Below are 20,688 nucleotides of genomic sequence, written 5' to 3' on the forward strand. Positions count from 1 at the left end.
TGCTCTCGGCGAGCCGACTTTGCTGGAACAGAGTGGACCGTCGAGTGGCCGTTCTCGCCGTCCCCTGGATCACCGCCGCGCATGGTTGTGTGGCCGGTGCGTTAAAGGCAGGAAGCAAGCAGCGATGCGACCAGGCGTCTAGCCTTCCATGTCTCTTACCTTGGCCAGGTTCCGGCGATCCTCAGGCCGAGCCGCGTTCGGGAAGCTCGGTCTCTTCCGCCACCCCTTTCCGCAGGTCTCGGCGCAAGCGTTCCGCTTCGTCGGAATTATTATCGTCGTCTGTCCGCTCGAGTTCGCGATCGATTGTCTCGCGCGACCCCTCTGCCGGATCCTGTTGCGGAGATGTGTTCGGGCCGGTTTCGATCTTGCCGTCGCCGGGAACGGTGCGGTCGCGAGACTTCGTCATCTTCAGCTTCCCTTCCATCTGTCATCTGCCTCGGCATCTCCGATGGCATGAATTTTGGCCGCTTCCCTGCCGAACCGGATCGTCGACGCTTTGTTCCGGGAAAGCCCCCGCAGGTTCGTGCTGGTCGGCCCCGGGGCATTGGTCGATGCCCTTGCCGGGAAGCATCCTATGCCAACGAGGTCGGCGGCAGCCTCATCAATGTCGTTATCAACATATGGGCTGTGAAGGCGTTTTCGGCCCGGACACGCGAGCACGCCAGGCTCGCGGCGAGTTTTCGAACCGAAGCAGATGCGCAGCGTAACAACTGGATGTATACGGAAAAGGCTGGCTCATCCACGACATCGCGCTTTCGGTGATGGCCGGCGGCATGCTCGCCTGGGCGGTCCGGCAGCTGGTAGCGAACTGGTCATAGGCCTTTGCAAAGCCGCGTCGATGAAGCGGGTGCGGTAGCGCTGGTCGGTGTAGCGTCGAGGCATCTGTCAATCGGAGACAAGCGCGACCACTTTTGGGACCTCACTGTTTTTTCCACCGGGACTCGACATCTCACTATCATAGTTGATTGTGGCTGCCGGTGACCCTGCGTAATGGATAGCCATTCCAACTCTCCAACAGGAAAACGGTATGTTGTATCCGGGTCGGTTTTTGGGGCCAAGCGAGATTGAGATGCTCGCCCAGGTTTGTCACACGGTCTGCAAAGAGCGCGCCCTACCTCTTGCTTCGCAGAACGGAGAGCGCATAGCTGCCCATATACTCAGGCTGTTTATGAATGGCTTGATTGAGCAGAATGAACTGCTCGATGCTGAGAGGAACTGGGCTCTTCGGCTTGACCGTTCGGTCCAGCAGACGATGTCAACTACGCGCACATGAGAGGCCGCGGGACCCAGTTTGGTTCTTACAGCCGAACACCCGCCGCTATCTGAGATATGTTGCGGGGTTTTCTTCGCCGCGGAGTGATCCGATACAGTGCGCGGAAATCATGGCAATCCTGTTCGCAGTGATTCTATTGAGCGTAGTCGCAGTCCCATTCTTGGTCGTCGGAAAGCCGCCAAGGCCAGTTGGGAACAAACCTGACGTTTAAGCGTTTGTAGAGCCCTTCCACCGGGCAACTCACCGAAATGCTTCTTGCCGTGCATGATGCGATGTCGACGGCCGTTTTGGCGGGCAGGAGCGCCAATGCGGAAATAGTAGGCGTGGTCGACCTCACCAACAAAGCTGAGGTCGACATCGGCATCACCAGCTTGGGAAGAGCCATCCAGTTCGTGGCCAACGCCTCGGTGCTTGGATACGACATTCGCGGCGCCATGGTCTTCTATGGCGCGCCCGGCACCCCGAGCCTAAGGGCGAGAGAGTGCGAGCGCTTGTGGGCGCAGTTTGGCGGCGCGCTTCTACAGCCGTAGCTCCATCAGGACGTTCGCCCCGCCCGTTCTTGGTATGAACGCGTACGGAACTGAGGCGCTACCCAGCCGCAGCGGGAATGGCTCAGTGGTAGCTCTAGCTGGCGACCGCACTAAGCAGCTTTTCGGTGATGGGCTTTGAGCGGCTGAGCCAGCGTGAGAACGTTCGGCCGCATATCTGCCGGTGCCTGCTTTCATGTGACTGGGCGGGGCTATTGGGGAGCCGTGTTGACCGCTGGCCCTTAGCCGAGGGAAGCACAGTACGGCAACCTCGCTCTTTGCTGGCTAACATCCTTCCGCTCTCAGGGACCGGACCATGCGCACAACAACAGGGTCATACGGTTTCTTTTCGGATTTCCGATAATTCATTGTGAAAAGCGCAGCACGCTGGTTGCAGACCATAATTGCACGGACGTAGCGAATCTCGCCATTCTTGACCCCGGAGTAGCTGGCCCATTTCGGGGCTAGGCGCCGATAGGTCAGTCGCCAACCGGCCTTTTCGTCCTCGATCATGCGATGTTCAATCTCGGCGCGAAAACTTGCTTTGCCCAGTCGCGCGCCCCAAACGACCAGAAACGCGTCTCTTGGGCCCTGAAAAGCCGCGCCCTGCTCCGAATTCTGGGTCAGGACGAAATTCGGAGGAATATCGAAACTAAAGCCAAGCTGTCGGACGCCGAAGGGCTGCCACGCCTCGGCCTGAAGCAACGTGGTCCAAAAGAGAAAAACTGTAAGTCCCAGCAGTAGGCGTCGCATTGCTCTGATTTAGCGCTGGCTAACATCGTGTCCAGACGGACAGAGGTCCGTGACATAAAAAATATGCTTCATGGCCGCGCAGCATATGGACGCGGGATTCGCGATTGACGGCGTGCGGTCGAAACGGCTTCCGTCCCACGAAAGGAGAGGACGCAGAGGGAATTGGTGCGTCGGTATGATCGATTGGCAGAAAATTGGCGAGGCCGAATGTCCAACGTTCATTGCCCGCAAAAATGGGCGCCGGCTTCCTCTTGTGCCTAGGGAAGAAGAGCCGAATTATTCCCTGGCGGAGACCCTGATCTACCTCAGACGGGGCATGCCTCAGTAACTTCGCCGTGACCTGATCCCTTCGGGGAACAATCACATCGAGCTCCAGTTTGGCCTTCAAGCGAAAGCACTGATGGAGCATGCCATGAGATTTCCACACAGCAAGACGGCCGCGGCCGCCGTTTTCATTGCCCTGACCTCCCCCGCACTCGCCCAGACAAGCGGAACACCATCACCCTCGACACCTGCACCCGCTCCGGCAACCGAACCGCCGACCGCCGGACAGTTGCCGGATGCGACCGGACAAGCGGATGCACCAACACGCGAAATGATCCGCCAGATGGTTGAGCAAGCTGTCCGGGAGAGACTGCAGCAGGATCGCGGTTCCGAAGAAGGTTTCCGCGAGGAAGATAGTCGCAACTATCAAGGCGATCGCAACGAGGGTGCTGACCGCCACGATGAAGATGGCGGCCGTTGGCAGAACCACGGTGGCCGCGATCGTGGACACAGAATGGCTGGACGCTGGCATCATCAGCTGATGCGCAGTGCCGGCATGCGACTGATGTTCGGGCTGTTGGACACCGATGGCGACGGATCGGTTTCCGAGGACGAGGTTCAACGCGCGGTGGGCAGGATGTTCAGTAGCATTGACGAGAATGGTGACGGCAAGATCGATGCGGACGAGATCCAGTCCTTCATGCATGGCTCCAGCATGCATGGCACTGATAGCGAGGACACGCCGTAGCTGCCTTCAAAGTGAATGCCCTCCCTCGGACAAAGCGGGCGCGTGGCGGCCGATCCCGAAGAGGTGTCTCTTGGCTGTTAGGCGGCCGGCCAGCACCCTTTAGGCTTGAGCTATTCCCGCAGTCCCGCGAGACGCCAGCCGTGAAAAAAAGGCTTCGCATTGCTGATCGAGGAACGATCGAAGCCGACCAACGCAAGGTCACTCGGGCGCTCGGTCTTCCAGCAGAACGAAGGATGCGGCGATCAAGTCGTCGCCATTGATACGTCCTTGGCTGTCCTCCAACATAGTTGCAACCTTGTGGAAGGCCATCATTTCACCCGCGTCAATCTGCGCTTCACGCATCTTGGCTGTGAGATCAGCCACGCGATTTCCTAACGAATGTGATTTTGCAGTCTCGCAATTCGACATGATTAGTCATCCTTTGCCTTGGGGTTTCACGCTGCCGAACGCAATGCTTCAGCGGATGTTCCGAATTTGGCCATCAGTCTTATGGGATAGGACTTGCGTCTGATTGCGGTTGGAAGAAGCCCGAACGGCGGAACACGCAGCCGGACGCCGAATTGGAAACCCACCGTCGATCGAAGTCCCTTGTCGCCGGTTGAGATCCCGCATCTTCACTGTCGAGAGGGTGGCGGGATCACCTTCCGAGGAGCGAGCGCATATGAGGTAATAGATATTTGGCAGATGTACTCACGGCCATCCTGCTCGCTTCTTTTGTCTGCGCATGTTCATTCTTTTCGGGAAACCCCATCTCTCCAACAACACGCAACAACCGCGTTGCTACCCACGATTGATGCGATGACAACTGCATCAACAAAGCAAAGCCTCTTCGCCTAAGGTGCGATTGCCGCGGGCTTTTTCGACTTGAAGGTCGTCCAACGCGCCCGGTGGTCAGGCCATGGCGTTCAGCGGGAGCCAGGTAGACTCATCGCGAAAATCCCGCAGCGAGGCATGTCGCAAGTCCTCCTCGCCGCGTGCGGATACTGGAATCCGCCTGGCTCGTTGTGACAGGCATGCGAAGATGAGTGTCGGCGCATGGACGCGGAAAAACCCGCCAGCGTGAGCCAGCGGGCCTTGTGATGGGATGGCCCGCGCGTGCGGTCAAGGCTGCGCGGGCCGACCATGATGAATGAGGGGACATCTTGGTCACCGGCACGACCGATGAAGAACGAGCCGGGTGTGACAAAACACCCTTGGAGCGAGAATGTTCCCGTCCGCACAAAAAAGCCCGCCGGCGTGAGCCGGCGGGCAGCCGCTATTTTGCCGTCAAGCGGACAGACCGCTTGCGGCCCACCCACTGCAGCATTTTCCACTTTGAGCCGGAATCATTCTCAACTATGGTTCGCCAGGCTTAAGGCATGGGGGATTGCCGATGGTTTTATCACGCAGGGGTGTCGTGCTCGGCGGTCTGGCGCTGGTCGCGGTCGGTGGAACCAGCAATATTGTTCAAGCCGCGGGGGCAAAATCCTTTTTCGCCGGTACCGCCAGCGATAACGATTTCGTCTATCGCAAGACCAACTTCGCCAAGATCGACAAGAGATGGCATCGCCAGATCGTCAAGTATTTCAGCAGCGAGCCGGTCGGCACCGTCGTGGTCGATACCCGCCACCACTTCCTCTACCTCATCATGGAAAACAAGACTGCCATCCGCTACGGCGTCGGCGTCGGCAAGGAAGGCTTCAAATGGTACGGCCGCGCGACGATCGATCGCCGCGCGCTGTGGCCGCAATGGGTCCCGCCCCCCGAAATGCGTGAGCGCAAACCGGACCTGCCGCCCATGATCGCAGGCGGCGCGTCCAACAATCCGCTCGGGCCGCGCGCGCTCTATCTGTACCGCGACGGCGCCGACATCGGCTACCGCCTGCATGGCACGCTGGAGCCATGGAGCATCGGCACCGACGCTTCCAGCGGCTGCATCCGCATGTTCCCCGAAGACATCATCGACCTCTACCAGCGGTGCCCGATCGGCACCGCGGTGGAGGTCCTGCCGCACATCGCCGACCAGGCGCCCGCTTCCACCACTGTCGAATGATTGGCGCATCATGAACCGCATGATTGAAAACACGCGCCGGCTGCTCGCCGCCGGCCTGCTGGTTGTGGCCACATCCTGCTCGACCAGCAACACGCTGGCCCCGTCGACGCCCGACGTCACCAACGCCGAGATTGCCGGCTTCCAGAACGTGCAGCCGGGCAGCGAGGAGGATTTTATCCTCAATGTCGGCCGCCGCACCTACTTCACGAAAGGTTCGGCCGCGCTCGATTCTGTCGCCAAGGCCACCCTCGACACCCAGATCGCCTGGTTGACAAAGCATCCGCGCTGGCTGCTCAAGCTGCAGGGTTTCGCCGACGATCCCGGCGCAAGCGAAACGGCGCTGTCACAGCAGCGCGCCGATGCGGTGATGGACTACCTCGCCGCCGGCGGCATAGACCGGAACCGCATGTGGGCCAAGGGCTACGGCAAGGACAGGCTGGTCCGCGACTGCCCCGACTCCGCCTGCAGGTCGCAGAACCGCCGCGTTGTGTCTAATTTGCGCGATGAGAGGGACGAGTCGTAGAGGCTGCTGTTTTGCTGGTCGCCAAATCAGTCTCACAACGCGACGGCGGCATGGCTGCAATGCGCCTATCGGGGACATTCACCCAGCGTTTGCCCCTCCCCGAAAGCTGACGCTCCGGTTGAACCCGGAGTGAAGTCAGCTTCCCGTCTACCAACCTCCGGTTCAGGGTCTGGTGGGAGGCTTCGGCATCCGCCTCGACCAGTTTGCGGACGTGGCGGTTGTCCGCGATCCTGATCGCGCATGAGCCTCGCCACATGTCGGTGTGCTACCGGGAGTGGGCGCCGTGGAGCTGGCAGGTACGCTCGCTCAAAGCATCGGCCGTCCACCGGTGACCTCGTAGAGTGCGCCGGTGGTGTAGCTCGATCCTTCCGAGGCAAGCAGCACATAGGTCGCTGCAAGCTCTGCCGGTTGCCCGGGACGCTTGAGCGGTGTGTTCTTCCCGAACTCCTTGACCTTCTCAGAGGGCATTGTCGACGGGATCAGCGGCGTCCAAATCGGCCCGGGAGCGACCGCGTTTACCCGAATGCCGCGTTCAGCTACCAGTCCTGCAAGTCCGGCGGTGAAGTTGGCGATCGCTCCTTTGGTAGTGGCGTAGGCAAGCAGTGCCGGCGATGGACTGGTCGCGTTGATCGAGGATGTGTTGATGATGGTCGAGCCGGGTTCCATGTGCTTCACTGCTTCCTGGGACAGATAGAACATCGCATAGACATTGGTGCGAAAGGTGAGATCCCATTCCTCCGCGCTGATGTCCTCAAGCTTCTCGAACGACGCCTGGTGGGCTGCATTGTTGACGAGGATGTCCAGGCGCCCGCATTCATCGATAGCTCGCTGCACAAGCGACCGCGCGAAGATTTCGTCCGAGATGTCGCCGCGTGCGAGCACCGCCTTGCGCCCCGCTTCCTCGACCAAGCGCGCCGTCTCCTGCGCGTCTTCGTCCTCTTCAAGGTAGGAGATGATGACGTCGGCGCCTTCGCGTGCAAATGCGATAGCCACCGCCCGGCCGATGCCCGAGTCCGCGCCGGTGATCAGCGCGACGCGGTCCGTCAGCTTACCGCTGCCGCGATAGCTCTCCTCCCCGTGGTCAGGCCGTGGATCCATCTCGTCGGTGTAGCCGGGCATGTCCTGCTGCTGTTCGGGAAGCGGCGGCTGAGGATATTTCTGCTGGGCATCCTGCATGTCAGGTCCTTTTTTGGTTGGAGTTGCGGTTGTGTCGATCCGGTTCCGTGATCGGTCCCTTGGCGGCTTTCGAGCCACCGCCCCATTCCTCGGCCTTGCACGCTTGGTCGCCGCCCATGAGGTCCGGCGAACCGCGATTTGCGGTGCCGCTGTCGGTCTTGTTCAACTCGTGCTCCTTCTTGCGTGTGGTCAGTCTTTCTCGCCGGCGGTAATCATCGACCTCAGCGGCTCTTGCGCCACATTCGCCTCGATTTCCGCGCGTCCGGGGGTATCCGGTAGCGCCTTGCGGAAATTTCTCGCATAATCCGGTGGCATCTTCGGTGGCATCATCGGTTCGTACGGGTCGACCACGGCCTCGATGACCACCGGACCCTCAGCAGCCAGGGCAGCGTCGAGAACACCTTCCACCTCCTCGGCGCGAGAGACGCTGTAGCCGATGCCGCCCATGGCTTCGGCGGCCATGGCGAAGTCGATGGGCTGGAGTTCGCAGGCGAATTGCGGGTTACCGAGGAACATCATCTGCTCCCAGGCGATCTGATTGAGCATGCCGTTCTTGAGCACGAGCACCTTGAGTGGGACCCGGTACCGAACTGCCGTCGAGAACTCGCCGAGTTGCATCGCGAGACCGCCGTCGCCGACGACCGCGAAGACCGGCCGGCCGGGAAAGGCCAGGCCCGCGGCGATCGCATAGGGCAGTCCGCATGCCATCGAGGCCAGCGCGCCCGAGACGCCGAAGGCCTGCCCGTCACGCAGCTCGATATGGCGGGCCGCCATCTCGGTGTTCTGGCCGGAATCGGCAACCAGGATCGCATCATCGGGCAATCGTTTCCCAAATGCGCGTGTAACCACCTGGGGCTTGAGCGAAGTGGCGGCCTTTTGCTCCGACTGCGCCATCATCTCGCGCCAGCGTCGCATGCCCGCCTGCGCCTTCTCGAGGAAGCTGCGATCATCCTTGCGCTTCAGGCGCCTGTTCAGCAATCGCAGCGTCACGGCGGCATCGCCGGCAAGGCCGGCCTCAACGGGATAGCGCAGGCCGATGCGCTGCGGGTCGCGCTCGATCTGCACCCCGCGCGCCTGTCCCGGCTTCGGGTAGTATTCGATGTAGGGAAAGGTCGAGCCGACGACGAGCAGCGCGTCACATTCCTCCATGATTTCCTGCGACGGCAGCGTGCCGAGAATTCCGATGCCGCCAGTCGTCAGCGGGTGATCGTCGGGCAAGGCAGCCTTACCGAGCAAGGCCTTTGCGACGGGGGCACCAAGCAGCTCCGCCGTCTCTTCCAACTCGTGCCTGGCACCAAGCGCGCCCCGACCGGCGAGGATCGCGACCTTCGTCGCCCCGTTCAGGATCTCGGCGGCTTTCGCAAGTTGTTCTTCGTCGGGAAGCCTGCTTCCTTCGAACCAACGATCCGGCGTATGCGACGGTTTGTTGCGCTTCGAGCGCTTGGCTTGGTAGAGCGTGTGCTCCTGCACATCGCTGGCGATCGACAGATGCGCAACGCCGCGACGTGCCAGCGCCGACCTGCAGGCGAGACCGGCCAGGCTTTCCATATGCGCCGCGTCGGAGACCTGCGCGTTGAAGACGGCGACATCGCTGAAGACGCGCGTCAAGTCGACATCCTGCTGGGTGAAGGTCTCGATGAGGTCGTGGAACTGCATGCCGGTAATGGCGAGCACCGGCGCTTGGTCGAGCTTGGCATCGTAGAGGCCAGTCAGGAGGTGTGTGCCGCCAGGGCCGGAAGTTGCGAGGCAGACACCGAGCTTGCCTGTCCATTTTGAGTAGGCGCACGCCATGAACGCCGCGGATTCCTCGTGCCGCACCTGAATGAAGCGGATGCGGTCCTGCCGCTTGCGCAGCGCCTCCATGATGCCATTGATGCCGTCGCCCGGCAGGCCAAAGATGATATCGACGTTCCAGTCGATCAGCGTCTCGATGAGGATGTCCGCGGCGGTCGGCATGTCTCAGTCCTTACCGCGATGCGGATCCCGCCGCCTGGCTGCTCTTGTTCGCGGTCTTGTCAGTCTTACGCTGGTCTTTGTTGCCGCCGCGATTGCCGCCATGCAACTCGTCGGAAGATTGAGCGGTCTTGCCGTCTTCCAAATTAGTGGCCATGCGCAAAGCTCCCTACATCCGGCCTGCCTAACCAGAAAGTCGGTGAGATGTTCCGTGCCCGAAGGCAAGGCCGCCTAGTCAGGTGCCGAAGGCAAACGTGTCAGTACCACCCGATGAGGCGCTGTTCGGCAGTCAGCGGCTGAACAGGCGAGGTGCGATCGAACAGACGAAGGCATCGAACTGCTGCGAGGCCGAGGATTGCATGTAGTGGCCGAGGCTGTCTGATCGCCAAAAGCTCTCGCGGCAGAGCTGGCCGATGTTCAGGTCGCGTCTTCGCAGGTCCCTATAGCCAGAGCGCAACGCCGCCCGGACCGTCCCCATAGGCGAACTCCTCGCACCCCTCGTCGACGATTTCTCGCGCGGGATTTCCGCCTCAGTGGCGAAAGGACTCGTTCGTCGCGCACACCGCGCCGGGCGATGTGCGCCTCGACCATGCGGTGCCTGGCGTGCCGGTAGTCTGGCATGGCTCCTCGATAGCCTTAAAGACGACAGGCTTAGTCGTCCTGCCTGCGCTTGTGGTGCTCGCTCTCCTGGTTTTCGCCGCGGATCATCTGGCGATCGTCCTTGTCGGTCAATTCCACGCCCTCGTCGCGCAGATTGGCGCCGTCTTGCCGCGCCTCGCGCTCCTGCTTGGTTCTCTTCAGCTCATCCTCGGCATTGAAATCGTCGCCGGCATTGCTGGTGTTCTCGCGCTTTTCGATGATGCGCAGCTGCTGCTCGTGGGTCTTCCGGCCGGCCATGGCAAGGCGCCTCCTACTTGTTCGTGCGTCCGGTCTGGTCAGGATTGATGCCGCCCTGAGGCGCGACGTCGTTCTCGACATCGCCTTCGAACGTATTGTCCCCATCGAGAGCATCGTTCTCGTCGAGCATATCGCCGCCCTTGACCGCGCCCTTCGAGGTGCCGATTCCCGGGTTGTCTCGCAGATCCTTGTCCGTGGGCTGTTTAGTCTTGGGGTGTTGGTTGGTCATGGAATTTCTCAGCGCTGGTTGAGCTTGGACGAACGACGGTCCTGGCGCTGTCCAACTTCAACGTGGAGAAAATGTTCCGGAACATATTCGCTTGTCAGGTGCGCGTAAGCGGCCATGCGGCCGCCGTCTCGGCTAGCGAAACTCCAAGCATGCCACATTACATCCCATTCCGAGGCGAATTGGCAGGCTAAAGTGAAAATCGAGACGGTCGAAAGCTTGCAAGGAGTGGGTGCTCTGTTCCGGTGGCGATCTCGGTTGCAAGCAGTTCGCCGGCAATCAAGCCAAGTGTTGCGCCGCTGTGGCTGAAGGCGACGTAATACCCCTCGATCTCCCGCAACTGGCCGAAGACCGGCTCGCCGTCTCCGGGGATCGGCTTGGGCCCGACACCGTAGCTCTCCAATTCCAATTTCGGATGACCGTCGAGAACATTCGACGCTTCGTCGAGAAGCCCTTGGATGGTCGATGCTTTTACGCGATAAGTCCCGTCCGGATTGACTACCACCTCTTCTTCCGACCAGGCAGAATCGAGCGCGAGGGCGCCATCAGGCGTCGGCCGGATGGCGACGCGCGGCGTGTTGAGCACGGCGCGTAGAGGCAAGTCGACTGGCTTGGTCCTGACCAGCAGCGCGATTGGTGTCCCATCGGCAATACGCTGACCGGCCACGGCGACCATTCGCGGCACATCCGCACCGGTCGCCAGAAGCACCGCGTTGGCGGCGAAGCTGATCCCGCTGGTGGTGGTGACGCCGGTGGCGCGGCCGTTGGCGACGGTGACGGTAGCGCTTCCGGCCTCGGTGACCACCTGGCCGCCCCGCTCCACGAATTCCGCGATCAATATTTCGATCAGCGACGGCAGGTCGACCCAGCCCTCGCCCGCGTTGAAGATCGCGCCTTGAGGCGTGACAGCGCTTGCGCAGACACCCGGCGTGACCAACCTTATGGCGTCCGCGGACAGATGCTGCGCATCATAGCCGAGACGTTTTTCGTGAGCGAAGACATCGGCGATCTCGTTTGAGGCATCGTCCGCATCCCACGTCAGGCCACCGTCGAAACGCAGCCAGGCGGCATCCGGGCATCGCGCCGACAAACTGCGGTAGCGGTCGATACCGATCATGCGCAGGCGATGATATTCAGCCGAGCGCCTGCGCGCCGAATTGATCCAGGCGAGCGAGCGGCCGGAAGCTCCCTTGGCGAGCGGTCCATCATTGACCAGCACGGTCTCGATGCCGAGCCTTGCAAGATGAACGGCCGAGGAGACGCCAAAAATGCCGCCGCCGACAACAACGACCTTGGAAACCTGATGTGATGCAGCCATGAGATATCTTTCACTGGTGGAGGTTGGTTTGGGCGGCCGTCTTGAAGGGCTCATGCGTGATCAAAGCACTCGGCAAGGAAGTGCTTCAGACGCGGGCTTTTCGGCGTGTCGAAAATCGCGGCAGGCGTGCCGGCCTCGATGATGCGGCCTTCATCCATGAAGACGACCTGATCGGCGACCTTGCGGGCGAAGCCCATTTCATGCGTCACCACGACCATTGTCATGCCGCGCCGGCCGAGATCCGCCATGAGGTTGAGCACACCCTTCACCAGTTCTGGATCGAGTGCGCTCGTTACCTCATCGAACAAGATGACCTCCGGGTCCATCGCCAATGCACGAGCGATTGCCACACGCTGCTGCTGGCCACCGGAAAGGCTCCCTGGACGATGGTGTTTGCGGGTCGCAAGCCCGACGTCGGCAAGGCGCGCCTCGGCGATGCGCTCAGCTTCCTGTACAGGGAGCCCCTTTACCTTGGTCAGCGACAGCATGACGTTTTCGAGCGCGGTGTGGTCGGGAAACAGATTGAACTGCTGGAAAACCATGCCGACACGCCGGCGCAGTTTTTCAGGCTTCATCGCCAGGATGCTCGCACCATCGAGCAACACCTCACCGCCCTTGGGCTCGACCAGGCGGTTGAGGCAGCGCAGCAGGGTCGACTTGCCCGAACCTGATGGGCCGATCACGCATGTGACCGTGCCAGGCTTGACTGCCAGGCTGACGCCTTTGAGAACATCGAGGTCGCCATAGGCCATGTCGAGATCGGTAATGGCGAGACTGCCGCCCTTGAAGCGGGGCAGCGCTGAGCGGGCATCAGAGCCGGCCTCCGAAAGTGCACTGCCGGTGGCGCCCTCCAGTTCGCTCACTTCGGCCAGGCCGCTGATAACGAGGCCTGCCTTTTGCTTTCCGACCCGCAGCGAGTTGTCGATGTAGTTGACCACATGGGTCAACGGCACGGTGATGACGAGATAGAACACGCCGGCCAGAAGCAATGGCGAGAGATTTCCGGTGACCACTGCCTGGTCCTGACCGACACGGAAGATCTCGCGCTCTGAGGCGAGCAGACCGAGGAAGTAGACAAGGCTTGAATCCTTGACGTTGCCGATGAACTGGTTGACGAGGGCCGGCAAGACGCGGCGGATGCCTTGCGGGATCACGATCAGGCGCATGCCTTGGCCGTAACTCATGCTGAGCGCCCTGCAGGCCTCCATCTGCCCGCGCTCGACGCTCTGGATGCCCGAGCGGAAGATTTCGCCGATATAGGCGCCGGCGATCAGGCTCAGCGCAAGAATGCCGAGCGGAAAGGGCGAAGGGCCGAAGATTTCACGGCCGATGCGGGCAAAGCCCTGGCCTATCAGCAGGATGGTGACGATCGCCGGCAGCCCACGGAATATATCCGTGTAGACCCGCGCCGGAATGCGCAGCCAGCGCGATTGCGAGATGCCCATGACCGCCAGGATCATGCCGAGGATGACACCCAGCACCGTCGACGCGGCGGCGAGGATCAACGTGTTCTTCAATCCGATGGTGATCATGCTGGGCAGCACGTCCGCCATGGCCTGCCAGTCGAGGAAACTGCGCCGCAGGTTTTCGAGCCAGTTCATTCGCCCCCCTTTCGGTTGCGCTATTCACATCGTCCGCATCAAGGACGGCGGCGTAATCCGGCCGCCGGCATGAGAGCCAGCGGCCGGGTACGGTCTACTTCTTGGGAAGATACTGGTCGGGCATCGGCGAGCCGGGGAACCACTTTTCATAAAGCGTTTTCCAGGTGCCGTCCTGCATGGCCGCGTGAAGGGCGGTGTTCAGCGCATTGCGGAGCTTGTCGTTGCCCTTGCGCAGGACGAAGCCGGCCGGCGCGTCAAAGGAAGGAATATTGACCGCGATCTTCAGGTTCGGATAGCGAACGCCATAGTCCTTGGCAGCCTCGTAATCGAGGAAGTGGGCATCCACGGTTCCGTTGTTAAGCGCCGAAACGGCGGAGTTGTTGTCGGGGAATTTGACGAGATCGGTTCCGACAAAATTCTTCGCCGCGTAGATTTCCTGGAGCGTGCCTTGCACGACGCCGAGACGTTTGCCCTTGAGCCCGTCCGCCGACGTGATCGCCTTGTCGGCAGTAAGCACGGACAGATAGCCTGCGATATACCCGTCGGAAAAGTCGACGGTCTTCTTGCGTGCTTCCGTCGTGCCGATTGCCGCGACCGCGACATCGAAACGCTCGTTTGCAACCGAAGGCATCAGCGCCGAGAATTCCTGGCCGGTGAAGATCACCTGGTCGGGCTTGAAGCCAAGGCGGCTCGCGACGTTGCGGAACAATTCGATGTCGAAGCCGGTGAACGACCCATCGGCCTGGGTGAAAGCGTAGGGTTTGGCATCGCCCATGGTTCCGACGCTGATGACCTTCGCATCAATGAGGCCATAGGGATTGTCATCCGCGGCGGCCGCTCCTGAAACCAGCCCGGCGCCGACGCACATCGCCATAAGAGCCATTGCGCCGGTTCTGACCGGGCACATCAACGACTTGAGAATTTCTTTCCTGCTCATGTCTTTCTCCACTCTGAAGGTCTGTTCTTCTTGGTATTTCCGTCGAGCCGCCATCTGGCGCGCCGACATGCCCTTGCCGAAATCACGGTCCGTCACGCCTCTCGGCTCCACTCCTTTTAAAGAGACCGGTCTCATATTGCGTGAGACCGGTCTCTTTGTTAATCGTTATCGCCACGTTGACCTCCCGTCAACAACTCTTGTAGTCGTCATCCGATGAAAAGAACCGCCCCCAAGACCCCGTCGATAACGGTCAGCGACGTCGCCCGCGCGGCCAACGTTTCGAAAGCGACAGCCGCGCGCGTGCTCGGCGGATACGGCGTCGTCAGCGACATGATCCGCGCGGAAGTCATGGCCGCGGCCAAGGCCTTGGACTATCGTGCGAACGAGCTCGCCCGCAGCATGACGACCGGCCGCTCCGGCATCATCGGCGTGGTTGTCGGCGACATCGAGAACCCGTTCTTCAGCCTCGCGGTACGCGGCATCAGCGACGCGGCAAAGGCAGCCGGGTTCAACGTCATCCTGGCCAATTCCGGCGAGAAGATCGAGGCGGAAAAGGCGGCCGTGAAACTGCTCATCGGCAAGCGCGTCGACGGGCTGATCGTCACGCCGTCGGAATCGCGCGACATCGCGCACCTGCGCGATATCCACCGCTCGGGCCGACCGCTTGCCCTGCTGGATAGGGCGCTGGCAGATCTGGATGTCGATACGGTCACGACCGACGATCGCGGCATCGCCATGCTGGCGACCCGCTTTCTAGCCGATGCCGGCCACCGCAACATCGCCTATGTGACCGCGGTCGACGCCGAAGGGCACGAGTACCGCGATCTCGGGCAGATCTACACCTCGTCGGTCCGTGAGCGCATCGACGGTTTCCTCACCGTGTGCCGAGAGGCCGGACTTGATCGGCCAGAACGCTTTGTTCGCCTTGGCGCGACAAGCCCCACCGAAACGCGCAGGGTTGCCGGCGAGATGCTGTCGGCGCCGGATCGGCCGACGGCGATCCTCGCCTCCGACAGCGTCATTGCGCTGGAGATCTTCAAGGTGACCCGCGAGCGCGGCCTGCGGGTTCCCGACGACATTTCGCTCATCACTTTCCATGATGCGGACTGGACGAGCGTCACCACGCCGCCCATCACCGTTATCGACCAGCCCGTCTACGCGCTTGGCAAGAGCGTCGCGGAATTGCTCATCCGGCGATTGAAGGGAGATTCCCGCCCGGCGGAAAGGCTCGTTTTGCCGACCGCCATCATTGCACGCGGATCCGTTGGCCCGCCCTCAAATGGAAAGCCGCAAGTGCGCCAAGCATAGGCCTGGCGGCGGTACGGCCCACATGAATACGTTAGAACAAGGTCGACGCACTCCGCTTTAAGAATGTACGTCGATCACCCAGCAAACACCCTGATCGCAATGCCGCGTCCACCGTCATCGGGACGGCACGTGCCGGCTCATGGTTTGAAGAGCGTGACGATGAGCCAGATGCCCGGCTACTTCTTGCGCCTGCCTGGCTTCAGGGCCGCCACAAGACTGCTGATCCTGCCGGCCTTGCGGTTGCGGATCTCGGCCTCGTTCTTGCGGCGCACCGCGGCGCGGACAAGTCTGGCGCCGAGATAACGCAAAGGCTCGGGCGGCAGCGACATGCGCCGCTCGATGCCGACCAGACCGCTTTCGCTCCAGCGATCCTTTCGCTCGAGCACCAGGCTCGCCAGAATGCGTCCGGCTATCGGCGTCTGCGCGATGCCGGTGCCGTTGAATCCCATGCCGTAGAAGATATTGGGATGATCGCGCAGGTGGTCGAAGACAGGAACGTGTTCAGGCACGCAGTCGATCGGCCCCGACCAGTCATATTCGATCGCCACACCGCGCAGCGACGGGTAGACCCGATGCAGCTCTCGCATATTGTCGCGGCCGTGCTCCGGGCTGCGGTTGAAGCTGGCGCCGAAATTTCCACTGAAGGCGACGTTGCCGCTGCCACGACCGAAGACCACCCTGCCCCCGATGGTGCGCTGGTAGTAGAGCACCTGGGCCTGGGAATCGCAGATCGAGGCACCGTCGCGCCAGCCGATGCTGTCGAGCAGTTCGGGAACGGCGGCAGTGGCAATCACCTCGCTGCCGACCACATAAAGATGCCGCCGCAGTTCCGGCAGCGCGGAAAGCCAGGCGTTGGCGGCAAGCACGATTTTGTCAGCCCGTACCGCGCCATGCGCCGTGCGCACCGTGCATGTCATGCCGGGTTCGATGGCGAGGACCGGGCTGCGCTCATGGATGATGACGCCGCGTGCCAGTGCCAACTTGCGCAATCCGATGGCAAGTTTGGCGGGATGGACCGTGCCGGCAGTGGTCTCGACCACGCCGACATAGGAGGCCGATGAACCGGTGCGGCGTTGAATGTCCTCGGCTGTCAGCGGGCTGAAACGGTTTTCTCCAACAGCCGCCGTCAAGGCCACGGCGGTCTCCCAAGCGCCTTCCTGCGCAATGGAGCTTGCTGTCCACAACCATCCGTCCAGCCTCAGGTCCATGTCTATGGTGCCGTTTTGCTGCAGCGTCTTCAGCTCCGCGATCGATGCCATCGTGTCGGCGCACAGCAGGCGCGCTTCCTCGAGACCGACGACCGCACTGATCTGGTCGATTCGGCGAACCATGAATGGACCTGACCGCCGTTGCGCCCCGAGGCCCCCGATCCGCATAGATCGGCTTCAAGGATCACCACCCGCGTTTGCGGCGCCAGTTCAAGGATCCGCAGCGCCGTCCACAGACCGGTATAGCCGCCACCGACGATCACCACGTCGGCGCGCTCGTCGCCTCGCAATGGCTCGGTCGCAGGGGCGGCGGCAATGTCCTGCAGCCAAAACGACCGGTCAGATGCAAGCGCGACCGCAGGCTGCCGCAAACGAATTGTACTCACGCTTGGGCTCCCTGCGCATCGACAATGAAGCTGGCATATTTGGCTGGCAGCCAATCGGGTATCGGACGCGGTCTCTGGGGAAACCCGCCAAGATGGGTGCAGGTCTGCGCCGCCGCGATCGACGCCCTGTGCAATGCCTCCAGGGCGCCGAGGCCGCCGAAATGGAAGCCGGCGAGGAAGGTGGCAATGAAACTGTCGCCGGCGCCACACGTATCCACGACATCGACAAGCGTCGCCGGCGCATGCACGACATTCGTGCCATCGTCGAAGTAGGAGCCGCGTCGACCACAGGTCAAAACTACCTGCCTTGCGCCGGCCGCCCTGAGCCCGCCCAGCGATGGCTCGATGGGAACATCGACATCGTCCGGTCCGGACGCAAACACTAGCGGGACACCGTCGAGCGGCAGCGCCATATGGGCGGTCGATAGATCGATGCTGAACGGCACATGGTCCGCCACCAATCGTTGAACAAGGTGCTTGTTGGCGTTGGTGCCGAGATGCACCCAGTCGGCCGCGGCGATGACCGCATAATGCGCGGGCGCCGGCATGAAGTTTTCGCCCACACCGAAGGATTCGTGCAGGAACTTCCGGTCGCCGGATTCATCGCGCAGCAAGGTGACGGCCGTATCGCCGCGACGCCGTTCGACGTCGTCCGGGGATAGGCCGGCACCTTGCAGTTCAGCAAGCACCACGTCGCCTTCGGGATCGTTCCCGACGGCGCCGAAATAGCGCGCGGACCAGCCGTTGCGCCGCCATTGCGCCGCGACATTCAAGGCGTTGCCGCCCACCGTCATCAAGTTGTTGGTCAAATAGGCATCAAGGCAATTGTCCCCGACCGCGATAAGCTTCTTCGACGTCATGCCGGCACCGTTGCGCAATTGAGGTATGGCGCGATGGCGCCAAGGCAGCGTGTCCAGGCTTTTACCGGATCGAGCGCGTAGGAGCCGTTGCCGAACGGCTCGAAGGTGAACTTTCCGGCATAGCCCAGGCGCGCGAGTTCGCTGACGTAGTGGCCGAGCGGCAGCGTGCCCTCCCCCCACACCAGATGCCCGCCTGGTGTGCCGTCGACCAGATGGACATGCGCCAGACGCGAGCCGAACAGGTCGACATAGCCGGCCACGGTGTCGCCGGCCGTGGCCATGGCGACAGTGTCCAGCACGACGTCGATGTTTTCAGCGCCCACCTCGTGCAGCATTTGGCGCAGGCCTGCCGCATCATTGACGAGGTTGCTCTCGAACCGCTGCAACGGCTCGAGCAGGCAGCGCACCCCGTTTGCGGCGGCGCGCCGGGCGATCTCGCCGATCGAACCGACCGCGCGGTCCCATGCCGGTTGCCGGGGTTCGCTCTCGTAGCCCCGGCCGGGCGTCAGGAAGAGATAGCGGGCGCCAAGCGCCGCGCAGATGTCGGCTGCACGCCAAAACCGCTCGATGCTGTCCTGGCGCAGTGCGGCGTCGCCGGAGGCAATGTTGATTGGATACAACACCTGCTCAGGCGTAAAGCACCAGGCCGACAGCTCGTTGCCGGCGAGTACCCGGCGAACGGATTCGACACGTGCGTCCGTGGCGTGGAACAGGTCCAGATGCTGGGCAATCCCCCACAGCTCGATCTCGCGCAGGCCAAAGCCTCGGATCGTCCTGGCGACCTCATCGAAGGGGAAGTGCTGGAAGCTGAAATTGGCTCCGATCAGCTGATGAGCAGCGAGCTGCGCCATGAAGGCTCCTTTCGGGAATTGTTATTTGCCGATGCCTTCGGCCAAGCCACGGATGAAGTAGCGTTGCGCGGCAAAGAACACGATCACGATAGGCAGCGCCGAGATCGTCATGGCCGCGAACACCACGGCATAGTTGGTCCCGTGCGTTGCCATGATCGACGTCAGTCCGACCGGCAGCGTCTGCACATCCGAGCCGCTCGTGAAGATCATGGCGAAGAGATATTCGTTCCAGGCGAACAGGACGTGCAGGATGACGCAGGAGATGATTATCGGCCGGCACAGCGGCAAGGTGATGCGCCAGAAGATCTGACCCTCGCTGGCGCCATCCATCGTCGCCGCCTCGTCGATGTCTTCAGGCAGATCCAGCATGTAGGCGCGGATGAGGAAGGTGGTGAACGGCACCCGGAACGCCGTGTAGAGAATGATCAGCGCCCAGTAGGTGTTGTAGAGACCGAGCGCCTGCAACATCTTCACCAGTGGAATGATCGCCACCGTGGGGCTCAGCATCAAGCCGCCCAGAACGATGGCGATAACCAGCGGCTTTGCCGGCATCTTCGTGCGGGTCAGGCCGAAGGCCGTCCAGGCGCTGATCAGCACGGTGCATATGGCCGAAGCGATGGTCACCAGCACCGAGACTGTCACGTAGCCACGCACGCCCTGGTTCCATGCCTGAACGTAGTTGTTCCACGACCAATGGGTGGGCAGGGCGAAGGGATCGCCGAAGATCTGCGCATTGTCCTTGAAGCCGCTCAGCGCCATCCAGATCAGCGGGTAGATGACGACGACAGCGAGGCAGACCAGGAACGAATAGAGCAATGTCCTGGCGATGACCGACCACACATTGACGTGCCGGCTGCGACCGGCTGCAATCGTTGCGCTCATTGCTGCACCCGGCGGCGCTTGGTGTACCAGAGCTGTGCCGCACCGGTGAGCATGGTCAACATGAAGATGACGGCGGCGATCGCCGCGCCATAGCCGAAATTGTCCTCGATGAAGGCCTTCTGGTAGAGCCACGTGCCCAGCACCTGGCTGCTGTTGTTGGGGCCGCCCGCGGTCATCACCATGACCTCGTTGAACACCTGGAACGCGCCGGTGATGGTGACGATGATCATCAATCCCGTCATTTCCCGGGTCAGCGGAAAGGTGATGCTCCACAGGCGGCGAAGCGGGCCTGCGCCGTCGATCGTTGCGGCATCGTAGAGGTCGCGCGGGATCTTCTGAATGGCAATGGCAAACAGCAGCGTCGAATAGCCAAAACCCTGCCATTGGCTCATGGCGATGATGGCATAGATGGCGGTGTGCTCATTGCCAAGCCAGGGCATGACGAGCTGGCTCAGGCCAACACGGCTGAGGGCTGCATCCAGCAAGCCGATCTGCGGCTGGTAGATGAAATAAAACAGCAGGCCCGTCACCGTGATCGAGATGGCCGACGGGACGAAATAGACGGCGCGCCACAGGCGGCGCCAGCGTTCGCTCTTCAGGTCCTCGATGATGGCCGCCAGCAGGAACGCGCCGAAGACCTGGAAGATGACGGAGATGAGAGCGTAGAGGCAGTTGTTCCACAGCGCCAGCAGCACGACCGGGTCATGCAGCAGCCGGTCGTAATTGGCGAGGCCGACATTGGTGACCTCGCCGGTGTAGATGTCCTGGTCAGTGGTGCTGACGATGAAATTGTCGACGATCGGATAATAGACGAACCAGCCGATGAGGATGAGCGCGATCGCCGCCCATCGCAACGACAACAGGTTGGCGAAACAGGCCCGCCGGCTCTTTGGCCGTTGCGGCCTGGCGACGCCGCGAATATCGGCGCCGCTGTCCACTGTGTCCGAGGCCCTTGCCATGGTCTG

The 20,688-nt window shown here is 61.7% G+C and carries 24 protein-coding genes; 5 read left to right on the top strand and 19 right to left on the bottom strand.

What is annotated here, in order from left to right:
* Positions 1-181: 181 nt before the first annotated feature.
* Positions 182-406 (bottom strand): hypothetical protein, encoded by a 225-nt coding sequence (locus tag NL532_RS28030; RefSeq protein WP_155922421.1) that lies wholly within the window; start codon positions 404-406, stop codon positions 182-184.
* 1,139 nt (positions 407-1,545) lie between these two features.
* Here NL532_RS28030 and NL532_RS28035 point away from each other — a divergent pair.
* Positions 1,546-1,803 carry a hypothetical protein gene (locus tag NL532_RS28035; RefSeq protein WP_245260390.1) on the top strand — a complete coding sequence of 86 codons (258 nt, stop codon included), beginning with the start codon at positions 1,546-1,548 and terminating at the stop codon, positions 1,801-1,803.
* Between the two features lie 282 nt (positions 1,804-2,085).
* Here the strand turns inward: NL532_RS28035 and NL532_RS28040 are convergent, their stop codons facing one another.
* Entirely contained in the window at positions 2,086-2,553 is a 468-nt protein-coding gene (locus tag NL532_RS28040; RefSeq protein WP_023667769.1) for a hypothetical protein, read from the bottom strand.
* Between the two features lie 412 nt (positions 2,554-2,965).
* On the opposite strand from NL532_RS28040, the gene NL532_RS28045 reads away from it, so the two are divergent.
* Entirely contained in the window at positions 2,966-3,565 is a 600-nt protein-coding gene (locus NL532_RS28045; RefSeq protein WP_031202542.1) for a calcium-binding protein, read from the top strand.
* A 198-nt stretch (positions 3,566-3,763) separates the two neighbouring features.
* Here NL532_RS28045 and NL532_RS28050 read toward each other — a convergent pair whose 3' ends face one another.
* Positions 3,764-3,928 (bottom strand): hypothetical protein, encoded by a 165-nt coding sequence (locus NL532_RS28050; protein WP_023667766.1) that lies wholly within the window; start codon positions 3,926-3,928, stop codon positions 3,764-3,766.
* A 1,009-nt stretch (positions 3,929-4,937) separates the two neighbouring features.
* Between NL532_RS28050 and NL532_RS28055 the strand changes: the two genes are divergently transcribed.
* Together NL532_RS28055 and NL532_RS28060 are read left to right on the top strand one after the other, a co-directional pair.
* Positions 4,938-5,597, top strand: coding sequence for a L,D-transpeptidase (locus NL532_RS28055; protein WP_023682764.1), 660 nt, complete (start codon positions 4,938-4,940; stop codon positions 5,595-5,597).
* A 10-nt stretch (positions 5,598-5,607) separates the two neighbouring features.
* Positions 5,608-6,120: an OmpA family protein gene (locus NL532_RS28060; RefSeq protein ID WP_023667764.1), complete on the top strand. Its 513-nt coding sequence runs from the start codon at positions 5,608-5,610 to the stop codon at positions 6,118-6,120.
* A gap of 306 nt (positions 6,121-6,426) precedes the next feature.
* On the opposite strand, the gene NL532_RS28065 is transcribed toward NL532_RS28060, so the two are convergent.
* The 10 genes from NL532_RS28065 to NL532_RS28110 form a co-directional block, all read right to left on the bottom strand.
* Entirely contained in the window at positions 6,427-7,296 is an 870-nt protein-coding gene (locus NL532_RS28065) for an SDR family oxidoreductase (protein WP_023707232.1), read from the bottom strand.
* A 1-nt stretch (position 7,297) separates the two neighbouring features.
* Positions 7,298-7,462, bottom strand: a complete 165-nt coding sequence (locus tag NL532_RS28070; protein ID WP_023710084.1) for a hypothetical protein — start codon at positions 7,460-7,462, stop codon at positions 7,298-7,300.
* 23 nt (positions 7,463-7,485) lie between these two features.
* A complete protein-coding gene (locus tag NL532_RS28075; RefSeq protein WP_023710085.1) occupies positions 7,486-9,252 on the bottom strand; it encodes a thiamine pyrophosphate-dependent enzyme in 1,767 nt (588 codons plus the stop codon).
* Between the two features lie 10 nt (positions 9,253-9,262).
* The gene (locus NL532_RS28080) at positions 9,263-9,406 is read right to left on the bottom strand and encodes a hypothetical protein (protein WP_023686882.1); all 144 of its coding nucleotides are present in this window, start codon (positions 9,404-9,406) and stop codon (positions 9,263-9,265) included.
* Positions 9,407-9,538: 132 nt separating this feature from the next.
* Positions 9,539-9,727 (bottom strand): hypothetical protein, encoded by a 189-nt coding sequence (locus NL532_RS28085; RefSeq protein ID WP_023707234.1) that lies wholly within the window; start codon positions 9,725-9,727, stop codon positions 9,539-9,541.
* 173 nt (positions 9,728-9,900) lie between these two features.
* On the bottom strand, positions 9,901-10,146 hold the full coding sequence (locus tag NL532_RS28090; protein WP_023667758.1) for a hypothetical protein: 246 nt from the start codon (positions 10,144-10,146) through the stop codon (positions 9,901-9,903).
* A gap of 13 nt (positions 10,147-10,159) precedes the next feature.
* Positions 10,160-10,375 carry a hypothetical protein gene (locus NL532_RS28095; protein WP_023827948.1) on the bottom strand — a complete coding sequence of 72 codons (216 nt, stop codon included), beginning with the start codon at positions 10,373-10,375 and terminating at the stop codon, positions 10,160-10,162.
* Between the two features lie 187 nt (positions 10,376-10,562).
* The gene (locus NL532_RS28100; protein ID WP_023695155.1) at positions 10,563-11,690 is read right to left on the bottom strand and encodes an NAD(P)/FAD-dependent oxidoreductase; all 1,128 of its coding nucleotides are present in this window, start codon (positions 11,688-11,690) and stop codon (positions 10,563-10,565) included.
* Between the two features lie 50 nt (positions 11,691-11,740).
* The gene (locus NL532_RS28105; protein ID WP_023827947.1) at positions 11,741-13,291 is read right to left on the bottom strand and encodes an amino acid ABC transporter permease/ATP-binding protein; all 1,551 of its coding nucleotides are present in this window, start codon (positions 13,289-13,291) and stop codon (positions 11,741-11,743) included.
* Between the two features lie 94 nt (positions 13,292-13,385).
* Positions 13,386-14,228, bottom strand: coding sequence for an ABC transporter substrate-binding protein (locus NL532_RS28110; RefSeq protein ID WP_023692311.1), 843 nt, complete (start codon positions 14,226-14,228; stop codon positions 13,386-13,388).
* 213 nt (positions 14,229-14,441) lie between these two features.
* Between NL532_RS28110 and NL532_RS28115 the strand changes: the two genes are divergently transcribed.
* Positions 14,442-15,536: a LacI family DNA-binding transcriptional regulator gene (locus NL532_RS28115; protein WP_023827946.1), complete on the top strand. Its 1,095-nt coding sequence runs from the start codon at positions 14,442-14,444 to the stop codon at positions 15,534-15,536.
* A 176-nt stretch (positions 15,537-15,712) separates the two neighbouring features.
* Here the strand turns inward: NL532_RS28115 and NL532_RS28120 are convergent, their stop codons facing one another.
* From NL532_RS28120 to NL532_RS28145, 6 genes are read right to left on the bottom strand one after another with little or no spacing between them, the layout of a single operon-like run.
* Positions 15,713-16,867, bottom strand: coding sequence for an NAD(P)/FAD-dependent oxidoreductase (locus NL532_RS28120; RefSeq protein ID WP_280799620.1), 1,155 nt, complete (start codon positions 16,865-16,867; stop codon positions 15,713-15,715).
* A complete protein-coding gene (locus NL532_RS28125) occupies positions 16,774-17,130 on the bottom strand; it encodes an FAD-dependent oxidoreductase (protein WP_353654643.1) in 357 nt (118 codons plus the stop codon). Before NL532_RS28125 ends, NL532_RS28120 begins: the two co-directional genes overlap by 94 nt.
* Positions 17,127-17,990, bottom strand: coding sequence for a PfkB family carbohydrate kinase (locus tag NL532_RS28130; RefSeq protein WP_023827945.1), 864 nt, complete (start codon positions 17,988-17,990; stop codon positions 17,127-17,129). The genes NL532_RS28125 and NL532_RS28130 overlap by 4 nt, the downstream gene beginning before the upstream one ends.
* Positions 17,987-18,841, bottom strand: coding sequence for a sugar phosphate isomerase/epimerase family protein (locus tag NL532_RS28135; RefSeq protein WP_023827944.1), 855 nt, complete (start codon positions 18,839-18,841; stop codon positions 17,987-17,989). The genes NL532_RS28130 and NL532_RS28135 overlap by 4 nt, the downstream gene beginning before the upstream one ends.
* 21 nt (positions 18,842-18,862) lie before the next feature.
* The gene (locus NL532_RS28140) at positions 18,863-19,723 is read right to left on the bottom strand and encodes a carbohydrate ABC transporter permease (protein ID WP_023818619.1); all 861 of its coding nucleotides are present in this window, start codon (positions 19,721-19,723) and stop codon (positions 18,863-18,865) included.
* A complete protein-coding gene (locus NL532_RS28145; protein ID WP_023827943.1) occupies positions 19,720-20,682 on the bottom strand; it encodes a carbohydrate ABC transporter permease in 963 nt (320 codons plus the stop codon). The genes NL532_RS28140 and NL532_RS28145 overlap by 4 nt, the downstream gene beginning before the upstream one ends.
* Between the last annotated feature and the right edge of the window lie 6 nt (positions 20,683-20,688).

The sequence above is a fragment of the Mesorhizobium sp. C120A genome (genome assembly GCF_030323105.1).
In the GTDB taxonomy this organism is placed as follows: domain Bacteria; phylum Pseudomonadota; class Alphaproteobacteria; order Rhizobiales; family Rhizobiaceae; genus Mesorhizobium.

What these genes read in the sequence shown, in the direction of transcription:
- NL532_RS28030 (WP_155922421.1), bottom strand. Translation starts at nt 406, where the DNA reads ATGACGAAGTCTCGCGACCGCACCGTTCCCGGCGACGGCAAGATCGAA.
- NL532_RS28035 (WP_245260390.1), top strand. Translation starts at nt 1,546, where the DNA reads ATGTCGACGGCCGTTTTGGCGGGCAGGAGCGCCAATGCGGAAATAGTA.
- NL532_RS28040 (WP_023667769.1), bottom strand. Translation starts at nt 2,553, where the DNA reads ATGCGACGCCTACTGCTGGGACTTACAGTTTTTCTCTTTTGGACCACG.
- NL532_RS28045 (WP_031202542.1), top strand. Translation starts at nt 2,966, where the DNA reads ATGAGATTTCCACACAGCAAGACGGCCGCGGCCGCCGTTTTCATTGCC.
- NL532_RS28055 (WP_023682764.1), top strand. Translation starts at nt 4,938, where the DNA reads ATGGTTTTATCACGCAGGGGTGTCGTGCTCGGCGGTCTGGCGCTGGTC.
- NL532_RS28060 (WP_023667764.1), top strand. Translation starts at nt 5,608, where the DNA reads ATGAACCGCATGATTGAAAACACGCGCCGGCTGCTCGCCGCCGGCCTG.
- NL532_RS28065 (WP_023707232.1), bottom strand. Translation starts at nt 7,296, where the DNA reads ATGCAGGATGCCCAGCAGAAATATCCTCAGCCGCCGCTTCCCGAACAG.
- NL532_RS28075 (WP_023710085.1), bottom strand. Translation starts at nt 9,252, where the DNA reads ATGCCGACCGCCGCGGACATCCTCATCGAGACGCTGATCGACTGGAAC.
- NL532_RS28080 (WP_023686882.1), bottom strand. Translation starts at nt 9,406, where the DNA reads ATGGCCACTAATTTGGAAGACGGCAAGACCGCTCAATCTTCCGACGAG.
- NL532_RS28085 (WP_023707234.1), bottom strand. Translation starts at nt 9,727, where the DNA reads ATGGGGACGGTCCGGGCGGCGTTGCGCTCTGGCTATAGGGACCTGCGA.
- NL532_RS28090 (WP_023667758.1), bottom strand. Translation starts at nt 10,146, where the DNA reads ATGGCCGGCCGGAAGACCCACGAGCAGCAGCTGCGCATCATCGAAAAG.
- NL532_RS28095 (WP_023827948.1), bottom strand. Translation starts at nt 10,375, where the DNA reads ATGACCAACCAACACCCCAAGACTAAACAGCCCACGGACAAGGATCTG.
- NL532_RS28100 (WP_023695155.1), bottom strand. Translation starts at nt 11,690, where the DNA reads ATGGCTGCATCACATCAGGTTTCCAAGGTCGTTGTTGTCGGCGGCGGC.
- NL532_RS28105 (WP_023827947.1), bottom strand. Translation starts at nt 13,291, where the DNA reads ATGAACTGGCTCGAAAACCTGCGGCGCAGTTTCCTCGACTGGCAGGCC.
- NL532_RS28110 (WP_023692311.1), bottom strand. Translation starts at nt 14,228, where the DNA reads ATGAGCAGGAAAGAAATTCTCAAGTCGTTGATGTGCCCGGTCAGAACC.
- NL532_RS28115 (WP_023827946.1), top strand. Translation starts at nt 14,442, where the DNA reads ATGAAAAGAACCGCCCCCAAGACCCCGTCGATAACGGTCAGCGACGTC.
- NL532_RS28120 (WP_280799620.1), bottom strand. Translation starts at nt 16,867, where the DNA reads ATGGTTCGCCGAATCGACCAGATCAGTGCGGTCGTCGGTCTCGAGGAA.
- NL532_RS28130 (WP_023827945.1), bottom strand. Translation starts at nt 17,990, where the DNA reads ATGACGTCGAAGAAGCTTATCGCGGTCGGGGACAATTGCCTTGATGCC.
- NL532_RS28135 (WP_023827944.1), bottom strand. Translation starts at nt 18,841, where the DNA reads ATGGCGCAGCTCGCTGCTCATCAGCTGATCGGAGCCAATTTCAGCTTC.
- NL532_RS28140 (WP_023818619.1), bottom strand. Translation starts at nt 19,723, where the DNA reads ATGAGCGCAACGATTGCAGCCGGTCGCAGCCGGCACGTCAATGTGTGG.
- NL532_RS28145 (WP_023827943.1), bottom strand. Translation starts at nt 20,682, where the DNA reads ATGGCAAGGGCCTCGGACACAGTGGACAGCGGCGCCGATATTCGCGGC.